This is a genomic window from uncultured Eudoraea sp. (genome assembly GCF_947258925.1).
Taxonomy (GTDB): Bacteria; Bacteroidota; Bacteroidia; order Flavobacteriales; family Flavobacteriaceae; genus Eudoraea.
On record NZ_CAMYKG010000053.1, the window covers coordinates 1 to 11,568 of the forward strand.

The window sequence follows — 11,568 nt, forward strand, 5'->3', positions numbered from 1 at the left end:
TATAAGACCAGATGATCCGGGTTTCCGTGAGGTTTATGAGAACATCTATTTACCTAGTTTGAATATCCGTTATGCAGTTAATGATGATTCCAATTTGCGTTTCGCTTTTAGTAAAACAGCATCGTTTCCGGAATTTAAAGAAGCTGCTCCCTTTGTATATGAAGCCGTTACCATACGATATGGTGGAAATCCGGATCTTTTAGGTGGATTAAATGGTACGGGAGCTACGTATTCCGACGTGTACAGCTACGATCTAAAATACGAATGGTTTTTGGAGCAAGGTGAAATAATTTCCTTAGCTGCCTTTTCAAAAACCATTAAAAATCCTGTTAACCGGGTCGTGGCAGCAGATGCTACAGGGACCCAACGATATTTCAGAACAGGGGATCAGGCAGATATCTTAGGCGTAGAGCTAGAATTCCGCAAGAACCTGTTATCCAATTCTGATGATATTCCAGTCTTATCTTTTGGTTTGAATGCGGCCTATACAAATACAAAACAGGATCTAAAAGACATCCCGGCAGGTGATCAGAATACCTTTGGGACCTCTTTTGACCGCGATTCGGATGAATTGGAAGGAGCATCCCCTTTTATAATTAATACCGACCTTAATTATAGCCCGGAGTTTGGTAATTACAGACCAAAGGCTACCGTGGCATTTTCATATTTTTCTGATCGTATATTTTCCCTGGGAGCGGGAAGTCTGGGTAATATAGTAGAAAAGGCAGTTCCAACGCTCAATTTCATTTGGAGAAACGAAATAGGTGAGCATTTTGAAGCAAATGCATCTGTTATGAACATACTCAACCCGGATATTTCCTTTGTGAGGGAAAATACGGGTGTTGGAAATATAATAATAAGAGAATATAGCCTCGGGGTTAACTTCGGGCTAACCCTCAAATATAAATTTTAATTCTATTTAATTCTTAAAACAATGAAAAACAAGTTTTTATCTTTAGGTATAGCCGTAGCACTGCTATTTGCATGTGAGAAGGACAATACCCCGGATATTGTTATTAATGATAACAGTGTCACAAACATCACAGAAGGAGGAGGAGGCGAACCACCGGCAGAAACCACAGTTAATTTGAGTGGTGTCTATACAGAAGATCTTGTTCTGGATTCCGAGATTGACTATGTAGTAACCGGCCCGGTTTTGATGGCAGATGGCACTACTTTGACCATCCCGGCTGGTCTGACAATTAAAGCAAAACCTGTAGGTGTAAATGCTTATATAGCTATACAACAGGGAGCTCAAATCAATGCTCTGGGTACAGCCAGTAATCCAATAGTATTGACCTCTGAAGCAAATAGCCCTTCTTCAGGAGATTGGGGTGGTTTGGTCATTTGTGGCAGAGCGCCCATTAATTCTACTCCGGATGGCTCGGAGGATACAGCAACTTCAGAAGTTGGCGGATTGTCCTATGGCGGTAATACCCCTGCAGATAATTCGGGAAACCTGCAATATGTTAGAATTGAATATGCGGGTGGAGCTATTGACGGAAATGCTGAGCTAAATGGTTTGTCATTATATGCGGTTGGTAGTGGAACAACAATTGATTATGTACAGGTTTTTGAAGGTTCAGACGATGGTATTGAATTCTTTGGCGGTACGGTAAATGCCAGCCATATTGTCATTGTAAATGCCGAGGATGATTCTATGGACTGGACTGAAGGCTATACCGGAACAGTAACAGATGTTTACATACAGCACGGTACATCACATGATAAGGCTTTTGAATGTGATGGATACAATACGGACTTTAGTAACGAAGGTGGGTATTTTTCAGCTCCAAATGTAATAAATTTAACCGTCGCCGGCGCAGATGATGCCAGTGAGGCAATTAGGCTTAGGGCCGGTACTCAGGGGACATTTACCAATGTTGTACTTAATGACTTTGATGAAGGGTTTGACTTAGATGGAGATACAGGAGACAACCCCACAGGTCAGGGTGTTCTGGACGGAAATCTTGGTGTTATCGACGTTACTTTTAACAATGTTACCACCAAACTGAAGAATGATACCGGATATACGTTTACGGAAGCCGATTTTATATCAGGTGATGGTAATGGTACTGGAACTGATGTTTCTTCCTGGGGTTCCGGTTGGACAGTAGGTGTTAATTAATCCAAAATTAAAAAATACTTCAACTTATAAGCCCGGGAATACCCGGGCTTATTTCTATATACGCTTCTTAAAACTAAAAATTAATATGTGGTTAACCTTAGTTTTACATTGAGGTCTTTCTTTTGCAATGAAATCAAAATGATCGATGAAAAAATTGGCCTTGGTATTTTCTCTTCTCTTTTCAGTACTGCTGTTTTCACAGCAAGAAGGTTCTGTGGTTGGCACCATACTAGACAAAGAAGTGTTTAACGAGCCTCTGCTATTTGCCAATGTGCAACTCAAAAATACCACTAAAAGTACTCAGACTAATTTTCATGGGAATTTTGAACTACATGACATTAAAGCCGGAAACCATATCCTCGTAGTTAGTTACTTGGGCTATGAGACCTTAGAAATACCAATCACTATTGAGGAAAATAAAACTACAACGGTGCTTAATGAACTGGAAGCGAAAAAAATAAGTTTAGAAGATATTGCCGGTTTAAAGCGAAATTCGGAAGAACCTGCATATAGTACTGCCAGTTCTGAGGAAAGCCCACGATAGAATTATTTTGATCATATATAAATACTAAAAACATCCCACTTTCGGTGGGATGTTTTAGTTATGATTAATACCATAATATATTAATGATTGTCGGCTACTCTAGAGGAATTTTTAACGCCATTAATACTGGCAATTTGGTTATTGCTGTATTCAACTTCTTTCATGGTATTATTAGACCAAAAAATCCACTTTCCTGTCTTGTCACCATTTTCATAGCTGCCCTGGGATATCTTATTTCCCATTGCGTCATAACTAATCCATTCGCCATGTAATTCGCCTTTTACATTAAAAGTGCCTTCCTGGCTGATTATTCCGTTATCATGATAGTCGGTAACTTCTATTAAATTAGTTTCTTTATTAAATATCTGATCTTTATTTTCTTGTCCATACACAAGTACAGTGACAAACGTCATCGCCAAAAATATAACCGCTTTTTTCATCTTTGTCATTTTTATATTCCTTAATTCTTAGAATAAAGATAAATATTTTTAACCTTAAATATACCTTCTCCTAACATTAATTTTACATATAAAACGTAAAACATTGTATTATAGTATTTTACATTCTCACCTCTTAAGAACACATTAATGATAATTTAAACTTCACATTACATATAGATCATAACTTTTCTTGAGATTTGTTATGTGTTTAAACACAACAATTAGCAAGTTCATATTGATATTAGTTTTTGTCGACTAGCAATTATGAATACTAATGACTGCCTTTGGCCAAGGCAGTTTTTTTGTTTTATAATTTAATATTGTGTTAACGTTATATTAACAACTGTTTTAGTTATTTGTTCCCGACAAAAACTAATTCTAAATGAGGAACATACTTCTTACGCTTGCATTTATTTTAACCATTTTTTCTACAGCCATATCTCAGGAAACCAACGCACCCATTTTTGGTAAGGGTATTTTGAATTTAGTCGGTAAGGATAGTACTTGGAGCATGAAATTTGGCGCACGTATGCAATTTCTAGGATCAGCTGATTGGGAAAAAGGACCGGAAGGTGGTTGGATTAATCCTGAATCTAACATGTTAATTCGAAGAGCGCGACTCAAATTTGATGGTTTTGCTTTTTCTCCAAAATTGAAATATAAAATTGAATTGGGCCTTTCTAATAGGGATATGGCCGGACAATCAGAGTTTACAAGAAATGCGCCTAGAATGATATTGGATGCAGTTATAATGTGGAATTTTGCTGGAAATTTCGTGTTATGGGCAGGACAGACTAAATTACCTGGTAATATTGAGCGGGTCATTTCATCGGGGAATTTACAATTGGTTGATCGATCATTGTTAAATGCCGCCTATAATATAGATCGCGATATCGGCTTACAATTAAGACATCATTTTAATCTTTCAGATAAATTCTTGGTAAGGGAGAAATTTGCATTTTCACAAGGTGAAGGCAGAAATGTGGTTCTTGGAAACCTGGGAGGCCATCAATATACTGGTAGATTGGAATTACTCCCATTTGGAAAATTTAAAAATAAAGGGGATTACTCTGGCAGTGATCTGGAAAGAGAAGAAAAGCCAAAATTAATGCTGTCAGGCACTTACGATATAAATTCCAACGCAGTTAGAACAAGAAGTAATTTAGGCAACTTTATGTATAATGATGTAGGTCTTTATGAAACCACTATAAATACCCTTTTCATAGATGCTATGTTCAAATACAGAGGTTTTTCCTTTATGGGGGAATATGCAAATAGGACTGCTAAAGATGCAATAGCTAAAAATTCTGATGGTACCGAGACAGGGGATATTGTTAATGTAGGCAATGGTTTAAACCTTGCTGCCGGATATGTATTTAAGAGTAACTGGGCATTGGCCTTTAGGTTTTCTGATATAAACCCTGATGTGGGCATTACGGGTACCAACAAATCAGATCAATATACTTTTGGTATTTCTAAATTTATTGTAGGCCATAAATTAAAAGTTCAAACAGATGTTAGTTTTTTGGATATAATTGGAGAAACGGACGTTCTACTTTACAGATTACAAGTAGACCTCCATTTTTAATTTAAATAATAACCTTTAGTTAATACATTTATAAAGCATACATTAGATATTTACGAATTAATCCTTCTAAAATATTATGGATAATATTTACTTAATAATGATAATAGCTCTGGCGGCTTTAGCCATTGCAGATTTGGTAGTTGGGGTGAGTAACGATGCCGTAAACTTTTTAAATTCAGCAATTGGTTCCAAGGCAATCTCCTTCAGAACTATCATGATTGTAGCTAGTTTGGGGATTGCCTGTGGGGCGATATTTTCAAGCGGAATGATGGAAGTAGCAAGAAAGGGGATCTTCAACCCGGGAGAATTCTACTTCAATGAGATTATGTTCATTTTTATGGCTGTTATGATTACAGATATCCTGCTATTGGATTTCTTTAATACCCTGGGGATGCCTACCTCTACTACGGTTTCTATTGTATTTGAATTGTTAGGTGCTGCTGTAGCCATGTCGATGATAAAAATTATAGCAGACGGCGGAAGTTTTTCTGAAATTGTAAATTACATCAATACATCTAAAGCATTTCAGATAATTATGGGGATATTGTTATCTGTTGTGGTCGCATTTTCAATTGGGGCCCTAGTGCAATGGATTTCACGCCTATTATTGTCATTCGATTTTGAAAAAAAGGCAAAATGGGTTGGTGCACTATTTGGTGGGGCAGCTTTGTCCGCCATTACATATTTTATATTTATGAAAGGTATCAAGGGAACTCCATATGCAGGGCAAACCTTTGATATAATAGGAGGAATGAAAATTTCAGAATTCCTTGAAAATCAGGTATTCTCAATTATAGTTGTGAGTTTTATTTTTTGGTCCATATTATCTTATATCTTAATAAAGTTAGCCAATGTAAATATTTATAAATTGATTATCGGTGTTGGGACCTTCGCTTTGGCTTTGGCTTTTGCAGGGAATGATCTTGTAAACTTTATAGGTGTACCTATTGCGGCATATCAGTCTTATGAAGCATGGACAGTTTCGGGAGTAGCTGCCACTGAATTTAGCATGGAAGTGTTAGCAACCAAAGTTCCTACACCTACTATATTACTGTTCATTTCCGGTATGATAATGGTTGTCACTTTATGGTTTTCAAAAAAAGCCCGTTATGTGGCAGATACAGAGATTAATCTGGCAAGAGAGGGAGAGGCAAGAGAACGGTTTAGACCAAATAATTTATCGAGAGGTTTAGTAAGGTTAACCATTTTAGTATCCAAATACACGGAAACGGTAATACCAAATGCTTTACTTGATAAGATTAACAAACAATTTAAAAAATCTACACTTGCTCTGTCAAAAGGAAAAATACATGAGTATGCGGCTTTTGACATGGTTAGGGCGGCTGTAAACCTTATGGTTGCTGGTATCCTTATTTCAATTGCTACTTCCTATAAACTACCTTTATCTACTACCTATGTTACTTTTATGGTGGCTATGGGAACCTCGCTTGCAGATAGAGCCTGGGGCAGCGAGAGTGCTGTGTATAGGGTAGCAGGCGTATTGAATGTGATTGGTGGTTGGTTTGCAACAGCCATTATTGCCTTCATAGCTGCAGGTACTATCCTTGCGATTATAAGTTTTGGAAAAGGGGCTGCCATTGCGGTATTACTATTTGTTGCCATCTTATTGTTAGCACGGAATTATATTTCATATAACCGTAAAGCAAAAGCTATACGTGCTGAAGACAGATTGATAAGATCAGAAAGCAGTTCTATACAAGGCGTTATTGAAGAGAGCGCGCATAACATTTCTAACGTTATAAAAAGAACCAAGAAACTTTATAGAAATAGTATTGATGGGTTGGCAAAACAGGATCTTGATGTGCTTAAAAAGAACAAGAATAATGTTGTTAAGTTATCTACAGAAATAGATGACCTTAGAGATAATTTGTTCTATTTTATTAAAAATCTTGACGATAGCAGTGTGGAAGCCAGTAATTTCTACATTAATATTTTAGGCTATTTAACAGATATTGCGCAATCTCTGGAATATATTACCAAAATAAGCCATAAACACGTTAATAATAATCACAAGAAATTAAAATACAATCAGGTTAAAGAATTAACGGAGATCAATATGGAATTGGAAACTTTATTAAACCGATCCAAACAGGCCTTTGATAATCGTTCATTTGAAGAAATTGGCTCCATAATAGACAGCAAAGAAGAGCTTTACAAAATGGTTTCTCAAAAGGTAGAGAAACAGGTTGCCAGAACTCGTACTGAAGAATCCAGTCCGAAAAATACAACTCTTTATTTTTCTCTTTTAATCGAAACGAAAGACTTGATGACCGCAATAATGAATCTGCTCGACATGTATTATGAAAGATATGATAGCAGTATAGAACCTGCTACTATAGAACAGTAGCTTTTTGTCTGCCAACATCTATCTCTTTGATTAAGTCCACTGGCTTCCTTATTTAGGTGAATTTCATTCGCTAGGCAACAGCTTGCGGCTCTGTTGCTGCATGATCTTTATCCTCGTTTTCCAGGGGTTTCCAATCGCCATATAAAATTTCTGCCACTTCAATCAAAAGTTTAATTAAATCATTTAAGTTATCCACATCATTAACTAATGAAGATGCCATATTGATGGTTATAAGGTCCTGTCGAATTAAACGATTAATTTCCCGATTACTCTTTTGGATATCTTTATTGGTATGTTTTTTAAGTATCAACAGTTTTTGATGGTAAAGTTCTCTATCTTTTTCCGTACGGAATAAATAGATTACACGTAACACTTTTACCACCTTCTTTCTAAAACTATCATACACTTTCTTAATATGTGGATTATCCGATTCTGAATACAGGGAGACATTTTTACCCAACTCCAAAACATCTCGAATTATTTCAACCATTTTCCGGTTAGCCAATTTAATTTGCATAACCCTTTCATTCTGACTTTCAGTTAAATCCAATGTGCTTTGGGTAATGGCTGCATATTTTATGATTTCACCATATATGGTTTTTACTTTTCTCATATATAACTCGCGGACATCTGTTTTAAAATTCTCTGTTGATTGTTGGATTATTTTTTTTGCTTTAACCCCGGACTTTATGTCTGATCTGTGAATATTTAGGGCATGTGCCACAATTTCAAAAATTGCTTTTTTATACAAGAATTTTGACTCCTTAATAAGGGTGGCGATGGCCGTCTCAGGATATTTTAACATTTTTTCATCTAAATATTTGGGTTCTTCTATGGCCTTTTCCGGGAGTACTTTCTCCGGCACCATTTTCTCTACGAGACGTGCTATGGGCTTAATAAACCAAACCAGGATAAATGTATTAAGAATATTGAAAACAGTATGGAATAAAGAAATGGCCACTGGTATAGCAGCTGCTACCAAATAAGGAGATGGAGAACCTAATTGCTGTGCTAACCAACTTATCATTTGTAAGAATGGATAAAATAATAAGAGCATCCAAACAACACCCAGAACATTAAATATAAGATGTGCCCTGGCAGTTCTTTTTGCTTGATAATTGCCTACAATGGCCGCAAGGTTGGCCGTAATGGTAGTGCCAATATTCTCGCCGAGAACCATGGCTGCGGCTAGTTCAAATGGAATCCATCCTTCAGCCGTCATTATCAGTGTTAAGGCCATTGTAGCACTGGAAGATTGTATGATCACCGTTAAAAGAGTACCAATAAATAAGAAAAGGAGCACCGACCAAAAACCGGCATTCGTATACCTTGAAAGAAATTCAAGAATTTGGGGATTCTCATTAATATTGGGCATGGCCTCCTTTAAAAACTGCAATCCAATGAACAAAATGGCAAATCCGATAATAAATTCACCCCAGTTTTTGGTTTGTTCTTTTTTGGAGAAAGTAAATAGAAATCCAAAACCTACTAATGGCAATGCAATGGAACTCATGCTTACTTTAAATCCAAGCAGGGTAATTAACCAAGCTGTAATAGTGGTTCCAATATTAGCACCCATAATTACACTTATGGCCTCAGGCAATGTTAACAAAGAAGCATTGGAAAAGCTTACCACCATTAGCGTGGTCGCAGAAGAAGATTGTATTACAGAGGTGATAAGAAACCCTGTAGCTATGCCTAAGAATCGATTCGAAGTCATTGTTGCCAGGATTGTTCGCATTCTACTTCCCGCAAGCTTTAATAATCCGTCGCTCATTACTTTCATTCCGAATAGGAATAACCCAAGAGAACCTATTAACTTTAAAATATCTGCAATTCCGTATTCCATTTTTTAATGTACAATGACTTGTTTAATTTAGGTAAACAAATTGTTAATTTTTTGTAAATTTAAGATATTGCATTTCTTTATGATAGCCAAAATCATCAAATCATGACAAAATTTTTTTTTCAGCTCTTTTGCGCTTTTTATACAACTCTTGTTTTGGGGCAGGATCTTACCGCTTCTCAGTTACTTAACAAAGCGATAGCATTCCACGATCCACAAGAAAAATGGGCTGATTTTAGTGGGCAGCTATTTATCACCATGAAGACACCTATTAGCAGCGATAGGCTAAGTGAGATTACGCTTAATTTACCCCAACAATATTTTAAATTAGTTGCTAAGAAAGACGATATTACCACAGAACAAATCCTGGATAAAGGAAACTGCAAACTTTTGTTTAATGGATCCGATAAAATATCAGAAGACGAAGCTAAAAAGCACAGACTAACCTGTGAGCGTACCGATATGATGAAGAACTATTACACCTATTTGTACGGGCTGCCTATGAAGTTAAAAGACCAGCGAACACCATTAGATCCAAAGGTATATAAGAAAAACTTTAAAGGTAAAGTTTATGATGTTCTTAAGGTAGCCTATAAGGAACCTGTGGGTAATGATACCTGGTACTTTTATTTTGATCCTGAAACCTATGCCCTTGAAGTTTACCAGTTTTACCATGATGAAGAAAAAAATGATGGAGAATACATCATACTTAGTGACCTGGAAGAAATTAATGGGGTTAAAATGCCAAAAATAAGGGCTTGGTACTACAACAAAGATGATACATATTTAGGTACAGATACCCTTGCCAAAATTGCGCCAAACATAGACTAATAAAAATGCATTCTCCGTTCATCGAAAAATAAATACCTTTTTAGCATGGGATGCGTTACTGGAAAAGTAATAAGTCATTCCTATGAAAATTCGGTCCTCCCTATCTGCCTGCTATTACCTATTTATTTGTTGCTTTCTTATACTTAATACCTCATGCAGCAAGGAAGTCTCTGAGCAGGATGAACTGCAACAGTCCGAAAATGAACAAGAAATCCCAATTGATAATGTTGCCCGCTTAGAAGCCAAAGATCTTTATTCTAATTATTACCTTGCTTCTCAAACCTCCTCAGAAGATATGGCATGGACAGGGGATGAACCTTCCTGTGATCCCGGAACAATTCCCGAAAGCACGAAGACTAAAATTTTACAACGTATTGAATATTATAGAAATGCCGTCGGATTAAATAATGTGATCTCTGAGAATATCTCTAAAAGTGATAAAGCCCAATGGGCAGCATTGCTGATGAACGCAAATAATGACCTGGATCACGACCCACCCTCTTCATGGAAATGTTATACCAATGAGGGAAACGAAGGTGCCGGGAATTCTCTTTTGACCATGAGTAAAAATGCCGAAGCAATTGATTCCTATATACGAGACTTAGGAGCAGATAATGGCCCTGTTGGTCACAGGAGGTGGTTGTTATGGCCCCGATTACAGGAAATAGGCATTGGAAACACAAACAGGTCTAATGCCATATGGGTATTGGGAAATGCCGGTTCCCCGCCGGCCGACTCCCCCGAATTTATTTCATGGCCTCCTGAAGGGTATGTCCCAAATAGACTTGTTTTTCCCAGATGGTCATTTTCTATAGCAGGAGCCAATTTTTCCAATACTACAATTTCCATGCAGGATGAAGGCGGTAATAATATTAACCTGCAAATTGAACCCTTAAGTAATTCTTATGGGGACCGGACCATTGTTTGGATACCTGAAAGCATCAACACCAATTCAACTGCAGATACCGCTTATACAATTGTCCTTAATGATGTGGAAATTGATGGGGAATTGATGGATTATTCATACCAGGTAATATTATTTGACCCCAATAATTGAACTGACCAAGATCATTTCACAGTACTTTTGACTTTTATACTTTTAACCAGAGTTACGCTACAAAGTAAAGCGTAAAATTTATCAACATCTAAATCTGTAGTTATGAAAAAATTTATTCTAAGTTTATTGGTAATTGGCCTGACTAGCCAGGTATATTCGCAAATTACAAAAGTAGAAGAACTTTCTGAGGTTGTAGTTACAGCAGTGAATTACAAGTATTTAAATCAAACGGATAACAAAGTAGCTGCCATACCCGTTCAAATGTTGCAGCGCAAAGTTGCCGCTTATGATGTTACCACAAAAGATTATTATCAGGATGACTACGACTACTATACCGTAGAATTCTATATTCCCGATGGTAAAATAGTAGCAGCTTATGATTCTGATGGTAAGATTTTAAGGACTATTGAAAAATTTGATAATGTTAAACTCCCAACAGCTGTTTCTGCAGCATTGTTAGATCGTTTTCCAAATTGGGAAATAGTAAGTGATGTTTACAGGGTTACCTATACAGATAAAAAGGGTGCCAAAAAACTTTATAAACTTAAATTGCAAAATGGGGATAAAACAATGAGGGTTAAGGTAAATGAAGATGGTGAGTTTCTCTAGTATCCACAATAGGTTTATCTGAATGCGGCTACCAGTAATATGTAGTTGTTATTGAAACAAAAGGTTCTGTCTCAGTTAGCGGCAGAACCTTTTAATTTTTGCTTTATCCTTCGTACAATCTGATTATTTGCCTGAAGCACAGCTGATCCAAATCATT

At 36.7% G+C, this 11,568-nt stretch carries 10 protein-coding genes; 8 read left to right on the forward strand and 2 right to left on the reverse strand.

Translation table 11 applies throughout. The annotated features are described in order from the left end of the window. The 3 genes from Q0X77_RS14475 to Q0X77_RS14485 form a co-directional block, all read left to right on the forward strand. Positions 1-913 (forward strand): TonB-dependent receptor (locus tag Q0X77_RS14475; RefSeq protein ID WP_297798538.1); only part of this gene is annotated, 913 nt, incomplete at its 5' end. Positions 914-934: 21 nt separating this feature from the next. Continuing rightward, positions 935-2,128, forward strand: a complete 1,194-nt coding sequence (locus Q0X77_RS14480) for a multidrug transporter (protein ID WP_297798539.1) — start codon at positions 935-937, stop codon at positions 2,126-2,128. A gap of 145 nt (positions 2,129-2,273) precedes the next feature. Further along, complete coding sequence (locus Q0X77_RS14485) at positions 2,274-2,672, forward strand: carboxypeptidase-like regulatory domain-containing protein (protein ID WP_297798540.1); 399 nt, start codon at positions 2,274-2,276, stop codon at positions 2,670-2,672. A gap of 80 nt (positions 2,673-2,752) precedes the next feature. Here the strand turns inward: Q0X77_RS14485 and Q0X77_RS14490 are convergent, their stop codons facing one another. Continuing rightward, positions 2,753-3,112 (reverse strand): nicotinic acid mononucleotide adenyltransferase, encoded by a 360-nt coding sequence (locus Q0X77_RS14490; protein WP_297798541.1) that lies wholly within the window; start codon positions 3,110-3,112, stop codon positions 2,753-2,755. 382 nt (positions 3,113-3,494) lie between these two features. Between Q0X77_RS14490 and Q0X77_RS14495 the strand changes: the two genes are divergently transcribed. Continuing rightward, positions 3,495-4,700 (forward strand): porin, encoded by a 1,206-nt coding sequence (locus tag Q0X77_RS14495; protein ID WP_297798542.1) that lies wholly within the window; start codon positions 3,495-3,497, stop codon positions 4,698-4,700. Positions 4,701-4,776: 76 nt separating this feature from the next. After that, positions 4,777-7,068 (forward strand): inorganic phosphate transporter, encoded by a 2,292-nt coding sequence (locus tag Q0X77_RS14500; RefSeq protein ID WP_297798543.1) that lies wholly within the window; start codon positions 4,777-4,779, stop codon positions 7,066-7,068. A 70-nt stretch (positions 7,069-7,138) separates the two neighbouring features. Here Q0X77_RS14500 and Q0X77_RS14505 read toward each other — a convergent pair whose 3' ends face one another. Continuing rightward, positions 7,139-8,917, reverse strand: coding sequence for a Na/Pi cotransporter family protein (locus Q0X77_RS14505; RefSeq protein WP_297798544.1), 1,779 nt, complete (start codon positions 8,915-8,917; stop codon positions 7,139-7,141). A 102-nt stretch (positions 8,918-9,019) separates the two neighbouring features. On the opposite strand from Q0X77_RS14505, the gene Q0X77_RS14510 reads away from it, so the two are divergent. The 3 genes from Q0X77_RS14510 to Q0X77_RS14520 all read left to right on the forward strand — a co-directional run bounded on the left by Q0X77_RS14510 (position 9,020) and on the right by Q0X77_RS14520 (position 11,411). Beyond that, entirely contained in the window at positions 9,020-9,745 is a 726-nt protein-coding gene (locus Q0X77_RS14510; protein WP_297798545.1) for a DUF6503 family protein, read from the forward strand. 82 nt (positions 9,746-9,827) lie between these two features. Then, positions 9,828-10,802, forward strand: a complete 975-nt coding sequence (locus Q0X77_RS14515) for a CAP domain-containing protein (RefSeq protein WP_297798546.1) — start codon at positions 9,828-9,830, stop codon at positions 10,800-10,802. A gap of 102 nt (positions 10,803-10,904) precedes the next feature. Beyond that, positions 10,905-11,411 (forward strand): nicotinate-nucleotide adenylyltransferase, encoded by a 507-nt coding sequence (locus Q0X77_RS14520; RefSeq protein ID WP_297798547.1) that lies wholly within the window; start codon positions 10,905-10,907, stop codon positions 11,409-11,411. Positions 11,412-11,568: the final 157 nt, after the last annotated feature.

Excerpts from the sequence above, each read along its gene's own strand:
- Q0X77_RS14510 (WP_297798545.1), top strand. The coding sequence starts at position 9,020 with ATGACAAAATTTTTTTTTCAGCTCTTTTGCGCTTTTTATACAACTCTT.
- Q0X77_RS14515 (WP_297798546.1), top strand. The coding sequence starts at position 9,828 with ATGAAAATTCGGTCCTCCCTATCTGCCTGCTATTACCTATTTATTTGT.
- Q0X77_RS14520 (WP_297798547.1), top strand. The coding sequence starts at position 10,905 with ATGAAAAAATTTATTCTAAGTTTATTGGTAATTGGCCTGACTAGCCAG.
- Q0X77_RS14495 (WP_297798542.1), top strand. The coding sequence starts at position 3,495 with ATGAGGAACATACTTCTTACGCTTGCATTTATTTTAACCATTTTTTCT.
- Q0X77_RS14490 (WP_297798541.1), bottom strand. The coding sequence starts at position 3,112 with ATGAAAAAAGCGGTTATATTTTTGGCGATGACGTTTGTCACTGTACTT.
- Q0X77_RS14500 (WP_297798543.1), top strand. The coding sequence starts at position 4,777 with ATGGATAATATTTACTTAATAATGATAATAGCTCTGGCGGCTTTAGCC.
- Q0X77_RS14505 (WP_297798544.1), bottom strand. The coding sequence starts at position 8,917 with ATGGAATACGGAATTGCAGATATTTTAAAGTTAATAGGTTCTCTTGGG.
- Q0X77_RS14485 (WP_297798540.1), top strand. The coding sequence starts at position 2,274 with ATGAAAAAATTGGCCTTGGTATTTTCTCTTCTCTTTTCAGTACTGCTG.
- Q0X77_RS14480 (WP_297798539.1), top strand. The coding sequence starts at position 935 with ATGAAAAACAAGTTTTTATCTTTAGGTATAGCCGTAGCACTGCTATTT.